Origin of the sequence: Vibrio sp. SBT000027, assembly GCF_963894355.1 — a bacterium.
Taxonomy (GTDB): domain Bacteria; phylum Pseudomonadota; class Gammaproteobacteria; order Enterobacterales; family Vibrionaceae; genus Vibrio; species Vibrio splendidus.
Map to the genome: position 1 here is coordinate 1,373,408 of NZ_CAWQGD010000001.1, position 17,247 is coordinate 1,390,654.

General features: G+C 41.6%; 19 protein-coding genes and 1 riboswitch. Of the genes, 6 read left to right on the forward strand and 13 right to left on the reverse strand.

Translation table 11 applies throughout. The features are described 5' to 3' along the window. The first annotated feature begins 13 nt into the window (after positions 1-13). Complete coding sequence (locus tag AACU28_RS05765; protein WP_029222749.1) at positions 14-676, forward strand: DUF2057 family protein; 663 nt, start codon at positions 14-16, stop codon at positions 674-676. An 88-nt stretch (positions 677-764) separates the two neighbouring features. Here AACU28_RS05765 and AACU28_RS05770 read toward each other — a convergent pair whose 3' ends face one another. The 3 genes from AACU28_RS05770 to AACU28_RS05780 form a co-directional block, all read right to left on the reverse strand. Further along, a complete protein-coding gene (locus AACU28_RS05770) occupies positions 765-923 on the reverse strand; it encodes a hypothetical protein (protein ID WP_004730469.1) in 159 nt (52 codons plus the stop codon). A 164-nt stretch (positions 924-1,087) separates the two neighbouring features. Next, positions 1,088-1,804: a Crp/Fnr family transcriptional regulator gene (locus AACU28_RS05775; RefSeq protein WP_017081172.1), complete on the reverse strand. Its 717-nt coding sequence runs from the start codon at positions 1,802-1,804 to the stop codon at positions 1,088-1,090. A 344-nt stretch (positions 1,805-2,148) separates the two neighbouring features. Continuing rightward, positions 2,149-3,147, reverse strand: coding sequence for an adenosine deaminase (locus tag AACU28_RS05780; protein ID WP_121602553.1), 999 nt, complete (start codon positions 3,145-3,147; stop codon positions 2,149-2,151). A gap of 90 nt (positions 3,148-3,237) precedes the next feature. Further along, a riboswitch (purine riboswitch) is annotated at positions 3,238-3,337 on the reverse strand. A gap of 167 nt (positions 3,338-3,504) precedes the next feature. Between AACU28_RS05780 and AACU28_RS05785 the strand changes: the two genes are divergently transcribed. Beyond that, positions 3,505-4,287, forward strand: a complete 783-nt coding sequence (locus AACU28_RS05785; RefSeq protein ID WP_102487904.1) for a LuxR C-terminal-related transcriptional regulator — start codon at positions 3,505-3,507, stop codon at positions 4,285-4,287. A gap of 99 nt (positions 4,288-4,386) precedes the next feature. Here the strand turns inward: AACU28_RS05785 and AACU28_RS05790 are convergent, their stop codons facing one another. Together AACU28_RS05790 and AACU28_RS05795 are read right to left on the reverse strand one after the other, a co-directional pair. Further along, positions 4,387-4,881 carry a GNAT family N-acetyltransferase gene (locus AACU28_RS05790; RefSeq protein WP_121602554.1) on the reverse strand — a complete coding sequence of 165 codons (495 nt, stop codon included), beginning with the start codon at positions 4,879-4,881 and terminating at the stop codon, positions 4,387-4,389. Between the two features lie 166 nt (positions 4,882-5,047). Beyond that, entirely contained in the window at positions 5,048-6,031 is a 984-nt protein-coding gene (locus AACU28_RS05795) for a DUF2860 family protein (RefSeq protein ID WP_017081174.1), read from the reverse strand. Between the two features lie 202 nt (positions 6,032-6,233). On the opposite strand from AACU28_RS05795, the gene AACU28_RS05800 reads away from it, so the two are divergent. Beyond that, complete coding sequence (locus tag AACU28_RS05800; protein ID WP_121602555.1) at positions 6,234-6,731, forward strand: fasciclin domain-containing protein; 498 nt, start codon at positions 6,234-6,236, stop codon at positions 6,729-6,731. A 141-nt stretch (positions 6,732-6,872) separates the two neighbouring features. Here the strand turns inward: AACU28_RS05800 and AACU28_RS05805 are convergent, their stop codons facing one another. The 6 genes from AACU28_RS05805 to AACU28_RS05830 all read right to left on the reverse strand — a co-directional run bounded on the left by AACU28_RS05805 (position 6,873) and on the right by AACU28_RS05830 (position 10,615). Then, positions 6,873-7,169: a hypothetical protein gene (locus AACU28_RS05805; protein ID WP_004730457.1), complete on the reverse strand. Its 297-nt coding sequence runs from the start codon at positions 7,167-7,169 to the stop codon at positions 6,873-6,875. A 106-nt stretch (positions 7,170-7,275) separates the two neighbouring features. Further along, positions 7,276-7,755: a GNAT family N-acetyltransferase gene (locus AACU28_RS05810; protein ID WP_121602556.1), complete on the reverse strand. Its 480-nt coding sequence runs from the start codon at positions 7,753-7,755 to the stop codon at positions 7,276-7,278. Between the two features lie 127 nt (positions 7,756-7,882). After that, a complete protein-coding gene (locus AACU28_RS05815; protein WP_102569393.1) occupies positions 7,883-8,197 on the reverse strand; it encodes a cupin domain-containing protein in 315 nt (104 codons plus the stop codon). 61 nt (positions 8,198-8,258) lie between these two features. Next, on the reverse strand, positions 8,259-8,762 hold the full coding sequence (locus AACU28_RS05820; RefSeq protein ID WP_017080131.1) for a YgjV family protein: 504 nt from the start codon (positions 8,760-8,762) through the stop codon (positions 8,259-8,261). A 123-nt stretch (positions 8,763-8,885) separates the two neighbouring features. Continuing rightward, entirely contained in the window at positions 8,886-9,743 is an 858-nt protein-coding gene (locus tag AACU28_RS05825; RefSeq protein ID WP_121602557.1) for a PhzF family phenazine biosynthesis protein, read from the reverse strand. 221 nt (positions 9,744-9,964) lie between these two features. Further along, positions 9,965-10,615, reverse strand: coding sequence for a LysE family translocator (locus AACU28_RS05830; protein ID WP_017091208.1), 651 nt, complete (start codon positions 10,613-10,615; stop codon positions 9,965-9,967). A gap of 359 nt (positions 10,616-10,974) precedes the next feature. Here AACU28_RS05830 and AACU28_RS05835 point away from each other — a divergent pair, with 359 nt between their 5' ends. Together AACU28_RS05835 and AACU28_RS05840 are read left to right on the forward strand one after the other, a co-directional pair. After that, on the forward strand, positions 10,975-12,006 hold the full coding sequence (locus AACU28_RS05835) for an ABC transporter substrate-binding protein (protein ID WP_121602558.1): 1,032 nt from the start codon (positions 10,975-10,977) through the stop codon (positions 12,004-12,006). 3 nt (positions 12,007-12,009) lie between these two features. Next, a complete protein-coding gene (locus tag AACU28_RS05840; RefSeq protein ID WP_121602559.1) occupies positions 12,010-14,439 on the forward strand; it encodes a putative bifunctional diguanylate cyclase/phosphodiesterase in 2,430 nt (809 codons plus the stop codon). A 491-nt stretch (positions 14,440-14,930) separates the two neighbouring features. Here AACU28_RS05840 and AACU28_RS05845 read toward each other — a convergent pair whose 3' ends face one another. Together AACU28_RS05845 and AACU28_RS05850 are read right to left on the reverse strand one after the other, a co-directional pair. Beyond that, positions 14,931-15,956, reverse strand: coding sequence for a diguanylate cyclase domain-containing protein (locus AACU28_RS05845; protein WP_017082375.1), 1,026 nt, complete (start codon positions 15,954-15,956; stop codon positions 14,931-14,933). Between the two features lie 9 nt (positions 15,957-15,965). Then, positions 15,966-16,433: a hypothetical protein gene (locus AACU28_RS05850; protein WP_017091205.1), complete on the reverse strand. Its 468-nt coding sequence runs from the start codon at positions 16,431-16,433 to the stop codon at positions 15,966-15,968. Between the two features lie 421 nt (positions 16,434-16,854). On the opposite strand from AACU28_RS05850, the gene AACU28_RS05855 reads away from it, so the two are divergent. Further along, complete coding sequence (locus AACU28_RS05855; RefSeq protein WP_102534210.1) at positions 16,855-17,241, forward strand: c-type cytochrome; 387 nt, start codon at positions 16,855-16,857, stop codon at positions 17,239-17,241. The last annotated feature ends 6 nt before the right edge of the window (positions 17,242-17,247 follow it).

Consider the following 17,247-nt stretch of genomic DNA (forward strand, 5'->3'; position numbering starts at 1 on the left):
CAACTGTATGATTATGAAAACATTACAATCCATCGCGCTGCTTTCCACAATTATCGTAGCACCAAACGTGTTAGCTGACGTGACAATTGAAGTTCCTTCTAGCGCAGATGCGTTAGTCGAAGTCTTAGCTGTAAATGAGGCTAAGCCTGATCTTGACGGTGGCTTTTTCTCTTCGAGCAAAACGATCACCGTTCCAGATGGTGTGAACCAAATCGTTTTCAAATATCAACTCGCTTTTAGCCAAGGTAACGACCGCGAGTTTGTCGATAGCGACACCATTATTGCTACTTTTGACGCGGCAGACACAGCATTGACGTTCGACATGCCGAAGTTCCGTAATACCAACGAAGCGAAAAAAGGCCTTCAAAACTTAGATTGGAAACTGGTTGATGAAAACCAAAACGCAATCAGTGTTAAGCAAGACAAGCTAGTAAAAGATGGCATGCAGATTGGTCGTAAATACCCTCAAGAAGCTAGAGAATACAACCAGAAAGGCGGCATCGCAGCACTTACAGTAGGTGCTAGCGCGGGCGCAGCAGCTGTAGCACAACCCGTAACGCTTCCAGCAAAGATTGACGGAAATGCGGCGAATACAGCTGAAGAAATGTTGTATTTCTGGTACGAAAAAGCGGATGCTGAAACGAAGCAGAAATTCAAAGACTACGTGAACAAGTAGCTCAATGGTCTTAATTTAAAAACGAAAGAAGCTGGCGCACTGCCAGCTTCTTTTTTGTCTTCATCTAGATGATTTAGGCTTATATAGATTAAGCAGACTCAGTCGATAACACTTTTCCATCTACTTTTGTTGGCCACCCTAGCGCTTTGTATTCTGCAGCCAGTAAGTGCGCACAGCGGCTAGAAACCGTTGTTTTAATCCAATCACCAAGCCCCAATACTTTATATTCCAATACAGCCATTTTCATAACAATTCTATTCCGCTCTAATTCAATTTATAAATCTAGACTGAACATTATAGATGTTCTCTTGTAATGTATGTTCCTAAAAGAACACTGTGCATAATTTTTTTAAATATCTAATAAACACTGAAAATCTAGTAATCCAAACGTTAGCTCGTAGTGTTAAAGATTCATGCCTTAATTTCAGCAACAGGATCTCGTATCATCAAATTCATCGGTGAAATATGCTCATACAAGCCCTTAACATCGGTGATAAACACCTTTCCTCTTTGTATCTTAACCAAGCCTTGCTGCTCTATCCCTTTAAGAACTTCGTTTAGCCTAGGCCTTGATATGCCAGTTATCGAACTCAATTGAATTTGTGAAATATTAATGCTGACGGTTGCCCCCGCGATATTGGTCTGGCGTGCCGCAAGTTCCAACAAGACGTAAATGGTTTTCTGCTCTTTTTCATGAATCGAGGATAAGTAAGCCTGCATCCAAATAGATTGCGCTTTGGTTCCACAGTGAAGTAGCCATTTGTAAACCATGCATTTCCGCTCCGCGAGCTCTAATACCTTGCTTGCAGGAAAAAGTACCATAGTGATAGGCTCGACTTCTTCTGCCACTGCAAAGAGGTTGTAGTCAGCATGTATAGACAAAGCACCCATCCAATCTCCCCTTCCAATAACACCACCAGATAAGCTTTTCATGTTTTCTGTAGAAAAACAGATTCCAGCGGAGCCACTTAAAATATAAAAGACACCGGGCAAATTCTGAAACTTTTTTGTAATCTCAAAGCTGTCGACACCCGATTTAAAAACGGCAATATCAAGCAAGCTTTCTATCAAGTCCGCAGACAATTCACACGGCCATTGTATTTGTTCACTGATTGTTGGATCTAACAACAGTTTGTTCCTCCTCAGACAATCTCTGTGTCTGCTTTTATACGCTTATGCTTATGCTTAAGTTGATCTCTATTTCAATACAGCGTGACACTGTATATCTACACCTCGTTTAAATGTAGTTCATTAAAGCTTAAGACAAGATGTTTTTACGCAAATAAAATCATATTTCTTAATGTCTTAAGCCACTTATCTAGCTCAAAACCCGCTTGAGAACCAAAATAAAAACGACCAACACTTGTTGGCCGTTTAAGCTTTCTAAATCGCAGAATGCCGAGAGTTCGTTCGCATTCACCTATACCCTAAACTTCGCCTTTAGCTTCATACTGAAACTTTTGACTTTTGACTTAAGCGAGATACGCCAAAACAACATCACGATATTGCTGTTTCAATGATTCTTCAATAAAGCTCGCTTCTATTGCATTTAAAGTAAATTGAGCAAGCTCTTGCTCCGTCATCTCATGAGCTTGGCTCACCGCGTTAAAGTTATCCGACATATAACCACCAAAGTATGCAGGGTCGTCCGAGTTAATCGTCACCGCTACGCTTCGTCTTAACAGCTCAACAATATTGTGGTCTTCCATCTCATCGAATACACGCAATTTAATATTAGACAGTGGGCACACGGTCAGCGGCATTTTGGTTTCAATCAATTCGGCTATCAGAACTTCGTCGGTCATACACTGCACACCATGATCCACTCGGCTCACGCTGAGCATTTCAATCGCATCGACAATATTTTGAGCAGGCCCTTCTTCTCCTGCATGGGCCACCGTTAAGAAACCTGCTTGTTTTGCTTGTTGGAATACACGCTTGAACTTCTCTGGTGGGTGTCCTAATTCAGAAGAGTCTAGACCAACTCCGATGATCTTGTCTTGATGCTGCAACACATCGGCGAACGTTTGAATGGCGCTCTCTTCAGATAAATGACGCAGAAAACATGCGATGATTTGAGATGTGATGCCCAACTCTTTATGACCCTGTTCTAGCGCACGATGAATGCCGTTAATAGCGGTGTCGAATGCAATGCCACGATCGGTATGTGTCTGAGGGTCAAAGAAAATTTCAGTATGGATAACATTGTCGGCTTTACAACGTTCTAGATAAGCCCACGTTAAGTCGTAGAAATCCTGTTCTGTGCGCAGTGCATCAGCACCTTGATAATAGATATCCAGAAATGACTGTAAATCATCAAATTCGTATGCCCGTCTTAGCTGCTCTGGGGATGAATAAGGCAGATCAATGCCGTTGCGTTGAGCAAGTTGGAAAAGTAACTCAGGTTCGAGCGAACCTTCAATGTGTAAATGCAACTCTACTTTTGGGAGCCCTTGAATAAATGCGTTCATATTTCACCTACTATGGATTTTAGGTGTGCACTTACTCTGAATAATAGACAGGAGGTTTTCTTGAACGCCATTACAAAGAGTAAGAACACAATTGTGATCTAAACCCTTCGTAATCAGCACTTTGCGGGAGCTGGTAGAGACCCCCAAACCATATCATTGGGGTTATACGAAGCAAACGGTTGCTACTATACAGAGTTCAGTGTGAATTTCACTAATCGTTTCTTCATAAAACTAATAAATTACTCAGTAGCATTTAAGAATACTCGCCACACTTTATTCAGAACATCATTCTAACATTAGGTTGACACACTTTAGCTATTGCCGCTATTTTGTCTAAAACCACAAAAGACGGTCGATATGAAAAACAGCCCATTCGCGAGCTTTGAGGATCTCCTCTCTCACCAAACCAACACTTTGACCGCATGCCAACCCAAAGATTTCGATAGCACTTTTTTCTTACTGGCAAGAGAAGCGCTCGCTTGGTTTAAGCTCGACAGACTTACCCTGTTTCCAAACTCAATGATTCTTCTGGATACAGGAAAAAGTATTTCCGTATCCCAAACAGATACTCCAGCGCTTGAAATGGAACGCTTTCTAAAAGGCAATTATCTTGATTACCTAAAGCTTTTACGTTCAAAAGAGTGTTGGCAGTTGTTCCCTGAGGAAACACTAAAGAACCATAAACTCGACCCGTTACGTGTACTTTATGAAGAAGGTGCTCATTGGCATGGGATTGTAAGCCTTTCGCTGTTTGGTCAACAGTGGGGAGCGATCGGCTTCTCACGGTTCAGTCGTTACGATAAGCCAATTGAAGAGGCTGACATGAAGCGAATCAAATTGCTGAGTGACATCTGGCTCTGTTTTTGGCAGCACTCCAAAATGACTCGTAGTGTCACCAGCGATGAAACCAATAATATTAACGAGAGTGAAAAGCTATTATTGCTGACCAAAAGGCAGTGTGCGGTTCTAACTCAATTGGCACAAGGTTATACCGCTAAGCAATGTGCGGAGATCCTCTTTTTAAGCCCTAGAACCATTGAGTCACACAAATACCGCATGTTGGATATTTTGGAACTCGACAACCATACCGAACTGATTCAATTTGCGCTGCGCAATGGTTTCGGTATCGACAACAAATAACGCTATATTCATATAAAAGCCCTCAAAAGCAATGATTTAAGGGCTTTGTTTAATCACTATCTTATTGGCCAATTTCAACTGAACTGAGTTAAGTCACTCTCAACGATAATCCGGTCGTATTCTCGACATTAGTAACATATCGATGTACTTACCCGCTTTGAACGTACTGAGTCTTTTTGTGCCTTCTAACTGAAAATCCACTCGTTCATATAAAGCAATCGCGGAGTGGTTATCTGCATGAACCTCTAACTCAAGGCGAACGAGGTTTAGCCAGTTATCGGCTTGATTGAGCGCTTCTTGCATTAAAGCCTTACCGATCCCTTTGCCATGCATATCCGGATTAATCGCTATCGCAAGACCAGCGCAATGTCTGTCTCTCACCTTCGTGGTCATGAATAAAGTAATGTGACCTACGACCTTGCCAGAAACCTCCGCAACTAAAGTGAAATGGTCTGAGTGACCAAACAGTCGCTCCACTTGATCAGAGCTAAGAAAAGGCTTTTGTGAGGTATTCTCTAATACTGACGAGTGTCGATAAATATCAAAAATATCTTGGTTATCGGTGGGTTCAAGATGTCTAATTTGTATTTCCAAAGCGCTTCCTTATCATATTATTTTTGTCCATAAGCTAATTTTCATATTACGGATAGCAACGAGCACCTACAACCTTTGAAGGTGTAAGTGCTCGAAATAATTACACAAATAGAAAGGCTGCTCTTAAGCTTCTGCTTTGATTAGTTTTGTTGACGTAGTGTGAATATTAGAATTTGTAGTCAACACCAACACTCGCTAATGCTTGTTCAGAGCTGTAAAAGTCAATCTTAGAGTCAATCGACCTGACACCGAGTAATGAAATAAACGACCAATCTTCATAACCCATTAAGCCACCGAACTCATAAGCTAAAAATGCACCGTATTCATTCTCTTCACGTACTTGCCCGTAAATTGGATTCGACTCATCATATTCACGATCACTTGCATCTAGGGTAACAACAAAACCGTGGCGACCGATTCTCTTCGCGTAGTTTAATTCAATACCATAACTATCGAAGCTGAGTGCCCCTCCTTCTGCGTCTGAGTGGAAATACACCATTGAAGGAACAAATAGACCTGCTTGGTTTGGCAAGATAAAGCGGTACCCTGCTTTGGCGTACACATAGGTTCTTTCCCTATCTAGCAGCACAGCATCTTCCGGAGATAAGGCTTGGCTACCAGATAGCTCTTCATCAACATCAGATTGTCCAAATGCGAGATCCGTTCGAAAACCAGTTCCACCGATATTAGTGAGCTGCAGTCGTCCTACATTACCTTTCACATCCGTTTCATTTCGATTAACGCCAACAGCATACGGATCCGTCCAAGCCTTGCCCGAGATAAGCGTAGGAAGAACAGAAAAATCCAATATTGTGCCTCCAGATAGCTGATGTCGATAACCAATCTCAAAAGCAATGGTACCTGTTGCAATATCCTCTCGAGTGGTACCCGCATACACTTGATGAGTCAGTGACTCACCAAAGGTATATTGAACCGTACCCAAAAAGCCGAGTAGCCCTTGGTTTTCACTATCCCCCTCCTTGGTGTTGGTTACTTGATTCGCGTCTTGCTCGGTGCTCAAGTTACTGCTGTCAGAAGATACACCCGTCAAGACACTGAAGTTACCACTGAAACCTTCCGTTGGTGCAAGGCCACTATAAGCTGGCATTGAAGCGAATGCCGAAAATACAACTGGTAAAACAAACCTCATATTCACATCCATTAATTGAATAATCACCCGTTAACTATATGTATTAAATTGAAATTATAACAACTATTTAACGGAGACATTTATTCAACTGACGAATTAGGTATCTAAAAAATAGGTTCAAAGGTGCAATAAGTTGATCTATCGCTTTTAAGCTTTCGTAGTACTTCTCGAAAATAACGGACAAAACTCAAAGGAAGACAATATGTTTAACAAATTAATCAAAACCACATCAGTGCTAGTTGCGACGCTTCTTTTTACGGCTTTTGCTCACGCTAACCACCACGAGATGAAGAAAGACATCGTTGATGTTGCGGCGGAAAACGGCTCTTTCAATACTTTAGTGGCGGCAGTGAAAGCAGCGGACTTAGTTGATACATTGAAAGGTGAAGGCCCTTTCACCGTATTGGCTCCCACTGATGAGGCATTTGCTGCGTTACCAGAAGGAACGGTCGACATGTTGTTGAAGCCAGAAAACAAAGACAAACTAGTTGCAGTGCTCACATACCATGTAATACCAGGTAAAATCATGGCAGCTGAAGTTATGAAGTTAAATAGTGCAGTGACGGTTCAAGGCAGTGCGGTAATGATAGCGATAGATGACAGCAACGTAATGATAGACAACGCCAAAGTTATTATGCCAGACGTTGAGGCTAGCAATGGTGTTATCCATGTGATTGACGCTGTGCTGTTGCCTAAATAAGAAATACAACATTGGGCAAAGGTTTTAAGAGGGTGTGACAGGTCACACCCTTTTCATCTTTTAATTAAAAAGTTAATAACGGTCTCCAGCCAACCGAGGCTGCCTTTATATCAACAAGAACTATATCGACAAGAACCCGAATTACACAAACAAGCGGCCGAATATTAGAAATGCCGCCATCGACACCACCTTCGTGAAGACCACCACCCAGATGCAATCACCAATACTAGAGTGCGTTGCTTTCCCGAGAAGGAACACAAACAGAATCAACCCCAACACCCAGCCCACTGTCGGAATCAATGACACCAAAGCAACGATTACAGCAATAGTAAGAAGGGATTTAAAGTCTGCGACCACGAAAGACATTTTGGAGGCGATATACATGCAGCATGCGGTTATTAATGCGTCCATCACAAACGCTAAAGCTTCAATTCCCACGTTACTTCCTTCACTCAAATTAGTTGCAGTGAATATTATCGCTAAAGTGATGATTTTTCTTTAAGAAGAGAATCAAAAGCAGGTGAAAACTGTAACAAAAATGAGATTACCGTTCGTCTGAAGGCACAACCTTTTCCATCACGTAATTGGTCAGCTTTACACCACGCATTTCGACTTCCTGTTCATTGACAACTTTAAAGCCAAGATGCTCATAGAAAGGCCTTGCGGTAATACTTACTTCAGAGAAATATCTCGATATACCACGAACTCGACCCATAGTGAAAACATGCTCCATCAACGATTTCCCTACCCCCTTCCCTTGATATTCGTGGTGACAGAAAAAGTGATCAATCAAACCACTTGGTTGCAGGTCAGTATAGCCAACTACGCGACCATCGAGTTCAGCCACAAAGGGTTGTAACCCATTCATACGCTTTTGCCATAACGCAAAGTCAAAGCTACTGGGTGCCCAAGCTTCTACTTGCTGTTGAGAATAATCTCGAACATTCACGTTACGTACGGTATGAAAGAAGATCTCCCACAGTGCTTTATCATCACTCGCTTGATAGTTTCGAATTCTAACCACGACATACTCCTTTTTGTCTTAAGTTCTTTCAGAGGTGCAAATAGACAGCTGAATCAGCAGGCTCAATAGTCCAAGCTCAACAGGCTCTGTAACCTGCACTCAACAGCCTCAGCTTTAGAACAAGACATCAACGATAAAACACAGCCAACCAGATCGTCACCATGTCTTTGTCTGTGCCAATAACCTTGTGCTTCTCTCGCGCAGCAATGTTGATGTAACCCCCTTTAGACAAGGTAACAACACGTCCATCTTCAAACTCGATGACACCTTTACCTTCAATCACCATCACCCATTCATTCTCATCTTGGTCATACCAACCCTCTTCTGGTGAGCTATGTCCATGCGACAATATCCTTTCGATTCGAACACCGTCGTTGGCAATCAGGTCATTGAATATTTCATTGGGTATTGATGAAGGAACATCATTGTAAATGTTTGGCATCAAGCTCTCCTAGCTAGCATTGAATTGATTAACAACCTGGACTTTAACTGCACTGTAAAACCTAAGCAGCAGCACTCTTTCTGAAATAAAAACGGTAATAGCCCACCAAGTTACTGCAGATAAACAGGGCTTCCATCAGAACCGCTGTTGGCGAGCCAACTAAGTAATTATGAACCAACCAGAAGCTGGTTCCGATGATCATCAACTCTCTTAATCGGCGGTCATCTTTATTGAAGGCTGCAAAGGTTTGAAATACGGAAGCAAAGCAACTCAATATACTGGTCAGCCCCGAGTAAGTCACAACCGTTGCGACCACTGACATGGAACAGAACAAATATTTAAACTTAGACGACGTAGAAAATACACTCGTCAAATAGCGAATAGTGGCAATCGTCATTAAGCTCGCTGCTGTCCATTGTTCGAGAAGAATAAAGTGGCTCGAAATAAGCACGCCAGCAAAGAACAGACAGGTAACGATTTTCTTTCTCTCTTTAAACTGAAAAGACAGAAGATCGAAACAAATAGCAATTGCGACTAATACTTGAGAAAGATAAAAATCTGACACGGTGATTCCTTCAATAATAACATTACGCCCTAGTCGCTTCTTTCACTGTGAATAATCGAATAAAACATACTAGGCGGTTACAACAAAACAGAGCAAACAGCGCTCTAAAGCTTCTATAAAAATCTAAAGCTTCAACACGCCACTAATCACAGTGGTCGCAGAACCGATTAACTTTATTCGCCCATTAGCTGAGAGCTCTGTCGATAGATAACCACCACGACGAGACGCCTGATAAGCACTAAAACAGCTTTTGTTGAGCTTTTCTGCCCAGTACTGCGTCAATGCGCAATGCGCCGAACCAGTCACAGGATCTTCATTAACCCCAACCCAGGGTGCAAAGTAACGAGAAACAAAATCAAGTTCCGTATTTGCTGCCAATGCTGTGACCACAACACCTCGCCCTTGAATACCTTTTAGCGCATCAAAGTTTGGTGAAAGCTCCAATAACACTTGTTCGTTGGAAACTTCGATTAACTGCTTAGAGTCAAATTCTTGGAATGATACGACTTGATGCGGCTCTAAACCTAGGTGTTCAAGCAGCGCGAGGTTGGGTTCAGAATCTAATGACAGTTCGGTGCTAGGAAAATCAAGCTCAATAGACGATTCACAAACTGCGGCAGATAACTCCCCAGATAAAGTGTTAAACACGACCTTATCACCAGTGTTGAGCAGCCCTTGTTCTTTCATTACATGAACCGTTGCCAGTGTGCCATGCCCACACAGCTTTACTTCGACTTCGGGAGTGAACCATTTAAGCGTCATCGTGTTAAGCGCAAGAAAAGCCGTTTCGGATACCGCCATCTCTTCTGCGATTGAAAACATTAACGAATCATCCAACAGCTCTTTAGAGATACAGACCCCAGCAGGGTTCCCTTTAAACGCTTGAGTTGTAAACGAATCTACTTGATATATCTCTAAATTCACAATAGTTCCTAGCTCTAATATTGGATAAATATTGTTGCCTACAATAAGCACAAACACCCCGTGCTACAAGTGTTCAACAGCAACATTATTAATACTTATTTAAGAAGTAAGGAATGATAAACAAAGAGTTATGAAAATAATAGGCGGATTAAGCAGAAGGTTTATTATCGGGCAGACAAGAGATAAAACGTATCAGCCTGGTAGGAAACAAGCACACATTCGCGGCACATAGGCATTGTATCGTGCCACAAACGTAAGGTTACTCAGCAATGGTGAATCTACTGACGTACCAGAGCAGATTTCACAATGGTCAAGCCAAGCAGACCCAGCATGACTCCTGTCACTTTATCAATATAGTAAGCAACACGTGTAAACTCTTGACGCACTTTAGGTGCAGATAACAGGAAGATGATCGCCGCATCCCATACAAATACAACCACCGTCATCCAAATACCTAACCCCAACTTAAACATGAAGCCAATGTCATTGTTCAACACAACCGTGAATAAGCTCAAATAAAACAAAAGGTTTTTGGGATTAAGGATTCCTGATAGAAAACCCGTGACGAATTCCTTAAGAAAAGTCGTTTGGTTGAAGCTATCTCCTTCGGTAACATCCATATTGCTGTAATTACATTTCTTCGCTCTTATCGCTTGCACAGCAAGATAAACAAGAAACAGACCACCAATGATCTTCAGTACAATCATAACGGAAACGGATGCCGCTAGAATCGACCCTACTCCAACCAAGCACAAAGCAATATAAACCGCATTCGCACTGGCAATACCGAATGCAACGCCTAGTGCTTTTCTTCCCTTATTTCGAACAGCACTCTTCACCACAATCACAAAGTCTGGCCCGGGACTCAACAACGCTAGAAAGTGAGCAATCGCCACGGTAACAAAAATTCCGACTAAACCTGCATCCATAAACCAATGTCCTTATCGTAAAATTTAATGCATTATTATTGCATAATTAACCTACAATTAGCTTTTTGTGTTAATTATTAGGGTTTCGATACTAAGAGAATCAGACAGACAACACGTTTTCACCGGTCTCGTTAGGTAAAAGACGGCCCAAATAACACGCTTTTTAATATTTAGACCGCTAAGCCATGATTTAGCTTGGTGTTTTCTATAAAGGCTCATTTATTCCCTAATTTGCGGGCTGAAAGTAAGTGGGCGCATCGAATATATTAGGTTGTACTAAAATAAGAGTCGTAAATTTGAAGCAGGTCGCAAAATTTGGGCTACGATTTAGTTAAGCAAAGTAGGAAAGGAATCCGTCAGTGAAAGCATTTTATGTTTCAGTTCTTGCGTCATCATCCTTTTTAACTGGCACAGCGTTTAGCCAACAGAATGATATTTATCTCTACAATTGGGATGAATTTCTATCCAATAGCGTCGTGACCCAACTGAGCGACACGTACGGCATTTCTTTGAAACAGCAGTTTTTTTCTGATGAGTCGATCAGAGATGAAGTGCTATTAAGCGAACGTCGTGGCGCATTTGAGCTCGTCATTATAGAAAGTATAAAGCTCAATGCGTTAGCCAAGCAGAACCTGTTTCATAATCTCAGTGAGTTACAACAATCCATTGCTGGTAACATAGATTCACGGTGGGTTGAAGGATGTGGCGAGTATGGCATTCCCTACGCTTGGGGGACTGCCGGAATCTTATATCGAAGTGACAAAGTAAACACTCCCGCCTCTTGGAACGCTATTCTCGAACCAGACACGAACAGCAGTGGCCGCATAAGTATGTATTACGAACCTACGGATTTGGTGAGTACTGCACTGTTAGCGAATCGATTTGATCCATTCACCAATAATGAGCAGGAACTTCGCGTTGCCTATAAAACCCTGCAAGCTCAAAAGCCACACCTAGAAAGCAACGAATACGTCATCGACTATATTCGCCAACCCGAACGTCTTGCTAACATCGACCTTGCCTACGGTTATTCTGGTGACAGTTATGTACTCAATGATTTGGAGCCTGATGCCTCTTGGTCCTACGCAGTGCCTCAAGAAGGCACCACGTTATGGTTAGAGTGCATTGCTGCGATTAATAACGGAGAATTGTCTGCACAGGCAACAACGATTCTATCATTCTTGTCGCAACCCGAGATCGCAGCTCAAAACGCAATGGATTCATGGTTTGCAACTCCAAGCTCAAAAGCAAAAGCCTTAACGACACAAGAGTACCAAAATGATCTGGAGCTTTTCCCTAGCAAAGAGGTCTTAGAACGCAGCTATCTGTATCAGCAACTCGAACCCAATAGCATTCAAATTCGTAACCGCATTGTCGACAGTTTGAGATAATTAATGCCAGTATTAAAGAAGCTCTACTTTGTGCTCATTCCTACCTTGTTGTTCGTATTTGCAATAGGCGGAATGGTGACTTACAACTTGGCCTCTAACCACGCGAAACACATGTACTTAGACGAAGTACAATCGGATGTGAACACCGCGCTCGTGGCGGCTGAATACGAACAACTGGGCTTATCTTTGCTAGTAAAAGGTATTGGCTCATCCCTACAGTTCTTGCGATATATTCAAAATCCGGGTGACTACACAACCCTGTCCCTGCTGGAAAAAAGAGTGCTTCGTGTCTTAAACCAGAGTCACGTTAATCAGTTTGGTCAACGTAATATCTATGTCGTCGATCCTAAATTCAAATTAACACTCTCTACTTTACGAGCAGACCCTTTCGAAGGGTTAAAGATCCCCGACAACATCTATGAGAAAGTCTTCGACATCTATACTTCGTTGATTAATAAAAACGAGCTATCTCATGAAGGCTTCTCTTATATCTCAGTGAGTGGTGAGCTCAGATACGCTTATGTTGCAGCTATCGATCCTTACTTACTCCCACAAGACAAACGTGCAAATGACAGTGTCAATCGATACATATTGATTGCAGACGGTCCATTAAAGCAGTTGTCTAACTTACTCACCAAATACAACGATGATGACAACATGCAACTTCTGATTGAACCGTCATCGGATACCGAACATATTGAAAATACACAGTTCGTTATTAAGTCCTTTGAACAAACCAAAGACAGAATCAAAGTCGAAATGAATAGTCGTCACTTCCTCGCTCAAGTCAATATTCGTGAAAAGAAATTCAATCACGAAAAATCCCTCATCGCTCAGGAGACCTTACTTGGTGGCTTAACGATATTATTCATTATTATGCTCATCGTACACATGGTCGTACGCTACCAATTAGTCCGTCCACTCAAAGACTTGTTACACGAAATCTCCATTGGTGGACTCAAACTTAGATACTTTAAACGGTCATCCGGACAAAGTGAGATCGACGGACTTAAGAACGCCTACATTGACTCACTAACGGAATTGAAATTCGAAGCTGAATTCGACCAATTAACCAAATTAGCAAACCGACGCTCATTTATTCGACACCTCGATGTACGTATAAAAAGTTCAATGAGCCCACACTGTTACTTGGTTTGTTGGGACATTATCGACTTTCGTAAAATCAATGATTTATACGGTGCAAAGGTGGGCGACAATGTACTCGTTAGTCTAGCTAAAACACTAAGAGAAACCCTGCAGAATCAACAATCCTCTTTCGGTTTTAGTTGCAGCGACTATTCAATCGCAAGGCTTGGAGGAAACCAATTCATTGCCATATTGGAAGTGGGTGAACACCAATCAATAAACGAAGAAATTGAGAACATTAACAACACCCTAACAGGTACGACTTTCCTAGATTATTATGGGTTCAGGCTTTCAATTGCAACTGGTGTACTACCCGTCGATACCCCTAAGTTCGAGGAGATATGGCACCGGTGTATTGATGAGATGTTGATTAATGCTAAGGATCACAGTGACGGAGAGAGCCGGATTGTTTACGGCGAAGAACTACTTCATTCACTTGAAAGACATGATGTTATCGAGAAAAGGTTATTGGAGTGCTGCGCGAGTGACAACTTTGAACTTCGCTTTATGCCTATTTTCAATGCTAAGACACTTCAGATCGACGGAGCAGAATGTCTGATTCGCTGCCCAGCTCTATTTGATATAAAGGCAGGGCCGGATGAGTTCATTCCAGTCGCAGAGAAAAGTAATTTAATATCCAAGCTCGACATGTGGGTCATTAGTACCGCAATCAAGACCTATAAAGAGCTTGCAGAGATTCACCAATATAAAGGCACCTTGTCCATTAACATCTCGGCGATGGAGCTCTACAACCGTAACTTTGCCGACAATATTCGAAAGGTACTCGAACGTTATCAAGTTCCTCCAAGCAACATCATTATAGAAATTACCGAAACCAGTTACGTTAAAAGCAGCAAACTTACCGTGCAGACCATTGAGAGCATCAGAAGCTTAGGTTTAAAAGTTTCCCTCGACGACTTCGGTACGGGTTACACGGCGTTTAACCAACTTCTTCACTACCCTGTCGATGAACTTAAAATAGATAAGAGCTTTATCGATAATATCGTCCACGACAAAGCTGACCGCAAGATGGTCGAGTCTATGGTTAACTTAGGGCACTCTTGTGACACATTCGTTGTTGGCGAAGGTGTCGAATCTCTCGAACAGTATCATCACCTTCGAAAAGCCAACTGCGACCTAATACAGGGTTATTTTTTCAGCCAACCACTCACTTACATTGAGTTCATTGAATTTACTCGTGACCACAATCCTCAAACTATTCTTGATCAGCAAGCCCTTTTAGAACCAACTACTAACGAAAGGGTTGTCGTTCTTAATCATAAATAAAAATGTTCGATTTAATTACCATGCGATTTAATAGTCATGTTATTTAATTAACAACGGCCACTTTCCCGCCCCTTTTAAACCTGTAATAACGTCTGAAATGAGCCAATATCTACGGCCGCAATACACGTTCAATATCTTGGGGCTGACACTAAGTAAACAAATAAAATCGCTACCTAACTAATGACTACGTTCATTGGCACGGACAAGGCTTGTAGTATTAAATGGGTATAATAAGGAAGGATAGATAAAGGTGGAGATCAACAAGTGCTAGGAAGCCGTAACAAGAGCTAGGAAACTGGAAAGCATTAACAAGAACTGGCAGGCAATAGCAATCAGCAATCAGCAATCAGCAATCAGCAATCAGATTTACTAAGCTAAGCCCCGAATTCAACTGCGAAGTGCGACACTCGCCAGTACCAAGCAGCTAAGCGTCTAAGACACTAAGACACTAAGACACTAAGACACTAAGACACTAAGACATTCTTAAGAAATTAACCTTGCATGCTAGTCAACAACTCCATCATGTCTTTGGAACTTATGTTCTTCTTGTGCCTTACTACCGCATCAATCATTAGCTCCAAATTACCCGCAGATATGTAATCACTGAGCACGTCGTTAAACTTGTCCTGAATTTCATCACTCGCGTACAAATGGTCCGGAATAAAAAATAAGAACTGGCTTCCGCTGCTTCGAAATGAAATGGTACTTTCTGGTATCTTAGCGGTCAGAGATTTAGCGGCCGAACTAACGACAAGATCACCATATTCAAGGCCATATTTTTGATTAATTTCGGTAAGGTTCCTGATACGGACAAAATAGAGATCAAAGTTATTGTCCTTCGAGTAGCTATTTTTCACAAATTTCATCAATGAAATTCGATTGCGAAACCCTGTAATAAAATCCGTAGAGTAGAGCTTTCTTTTGATAGAAAAATCCATATAAAAAATAATCCCAGTCAACAACAAGATGCCAACAAGAAAAACGCTACTGATCCGATGAACTGTCACTAAGTTATCAACCATTGAGGTATTTTCTTCGATCACAGGGCTTTGTAATCGAAATTTGTCGTTAATAAAATCTACGAGAGTGTGGTAGCAAATATCGACCTTTTTCTGTAACGATTCCTTGGGCAACAACCCTTGGCTGACCAGTTTAATTGAGGGCTCCAAGCTCTTAAATTTATCAAATTCCGCTGTAAAATAGGGCTTAAAGTTTGCTGACTTGATGAAATTGGAAGACTCAGTGCTGTTAATCAATATATCAAAACGGCTCCACGTAATATCGTACGCTAACCATAACTCATCATAATCAATGGTTTCAGAACGGCTTACCATCAAGAAATTGGCGTATTCTTTCACCAATTGAAAAACGAACCACGTTGCCTCATTTTGTCGGGTAGAAAAACTCTTATTAATATCGTTAATGCGGGTAACACTGTAGATATTAACGGTGAGCACCACTGCCGCTAAAGATAACACGACGACTTTAATGGCAGTCAATGACAACAGCTTTTTCATACGAAGCCCTTACAAATGAATATCGCGTATCTGCCAGATCATCTTGGCATGGAAATCTGTATTATCTATATCTGGAGTCGAAGAAAGTGGATATATCAACCAGTACGGACCTTTTTCTCTGACTGACATAAATTGGCCATTTTGTTTAATCGCAATGATCGGCTGGTAATCGTCAAAGTCTTCTTTGGGCACCGCGATTTTATAGTCGTTTAGTGCAACAAAGGTCACTTGCGAAGCCATGGGTAAATCCATTGTTTCAAGCACTGTTTGTAAGGCCACACCGCTATAAACCAATTCTCCATCCACCCAAGGTAATGAGGTGGATATTTCTTTTTGAGGAAGCAATAACAGTTGTTCTCGACTGAATTGATGCTTTTGCCCTAGGTGATCGAATATTGTGAGTTCCGATGCTGAAAAAATAGAAAATGAACACAGTGAAAGTATAAACAGAAGTGCAGCTCTCATTTTAAACTCCATTCTAAAAAGGTCACTAAATTGAGTCTAGTTCATATTGGTCATTTGACTTGCTTAGACATTGCCTATTTTCTCAATGATGCAGTTCGACTCTTTCTCAGATAACGTTTCATTCCTGTAACCAGGTGCGAACAACACCTTACCCTTCTCTAAATAAGACTTTAATTAGCGTTCATACCAGTAATCCCGGTTTTTTAAAGGCAATGAGTAATCCAATCCAGCCACTGAATACGTACTGACCATCAAAATTAACAATAAATATGAGTCAGTAAGTAGCAAGAATGCTTGTTGCTGCATAACCTTTAATCGAACGTAAGCAGCTTTGAGAGCTTGTTTTTCTGATATCTGTCGCTTCTATTCCACCAGCAGGTATCGTGTGTCGCTCTTAAAAAGCTTACTCATTTCATAATCAAGGGAATCGAGAATGAGTTTGAATATAAAAAAATTTAACCCCATGACGACACTTTTAACCCTAGTAATGACGTTGGTCATGTTTCCTGTTTCTGCTGACGTTAATCAAGAACAATTCGAGTTAGGTAAGCAGAAAGCAAAGGTGTGCATGACCTGCCATGGCGTTGATGGCATCTCAACGCAAGACCCCTACCCGAACCTTCGCGGTCAAAAGGTGGGATATCTCATTTCCTCGTTAAAAGACTATCAGACAAGGGAAAGAACCAGTGGTTTGGCAATTCTCATGCAGCAACAAGCCGACACACTTTCAGACCAAGACATCCGCGACATTTCCTATTTCTATTCAATGCTCGGCAACGATTCAAACTCACTCAACGAATCAAATTCAGTCAGCGAATAAAAGCTT

Bases quoted from the DNA above. Each gene is read 5' to 3' on its own strand.
- AACU28_RS05765 (WP_029222749.1), top strand. From the start codon at position 14: ATGAAAACATTACAATCCATCGCGCTGCTTTCCACAATTATCGTAGCA.
- AACU28_RS05770 (WP_004730469.1), bottom strand. From the start codon at position 923: ATGAAAATGGCTGTATTGGAATATAAAGTATTGGGGCTTGGTGATTGG.
- AACU28_RS05780 (WP_121602553.1), bottom strand. From the start codon at position 3,147: ATGAACGCATTTATTCAAGGGCTCCCAAAAGTAGAGTTGCATTTACAC.
- AACU28_RS05785 (WP_102487904.1), top strand. From the start codon at position 3,505: ATGAAAAACAGCCCATTCGCGAGCTTTGAGGATCTCCTCTCTCACCAA.
- AACU28_RS05795 (WP_017081174.1), bottom strand. From the start codon at position 6,031: ATGAGGTTTGTTTTACCAGTTGTATTTTCGGCATTCGCTTCAATGCCA.
- AACU28_RS05800 (WP_121602555.1), top strand. From the start codon at position 6,234: ATGTTTAACAAATTAATCAAAACCACATCAGTGCTAGTTGCGACGCTT.
- AACU28_RS05815 (WP_102569393.1), bottom strand. From the start codon at position 8,197: ATGCCAAACATTTACAATGATGTTCCTTCATCAATACCCAATGAAATA.
- AACU28_RS05830 (WP_017091208.1), bottom strand. From the start codon at position 10,615: ATGGATGCAGGTTTAGTCGGAATTTTTGTTACCGTGGCGATTGCTCAC.
- AACU28_RS05840 (WP_121602559.1), top strand. From the start codon at position 12,010: ATGCCAGTATTAAAGAAGCTCTACTTTGTGCTCATTCCTACCTTGTTG.
- AACU28_RS05845 (WP_017082375.1), bottom strand. From the start codon at position 15,956: ATGAAAAAGCTGTTGTCATTGACTGCCATTAAAGTCGTCGTGTTATCT.
- AACU28_RS05850 (WP_017091205.1), bottom strand. From the start codon at position 16,433: ATGGAGTTTAAAATGAGAGCTGCACTTCTGTTTATACTTTCACTGTGT.
- AACU28_RS05855 (WP_102534210.1), top strand. From the start codon at position 16,855: ATGAGTTTGAATATAAAAAAATTTAACCCCATGACGACACTTTTAACC.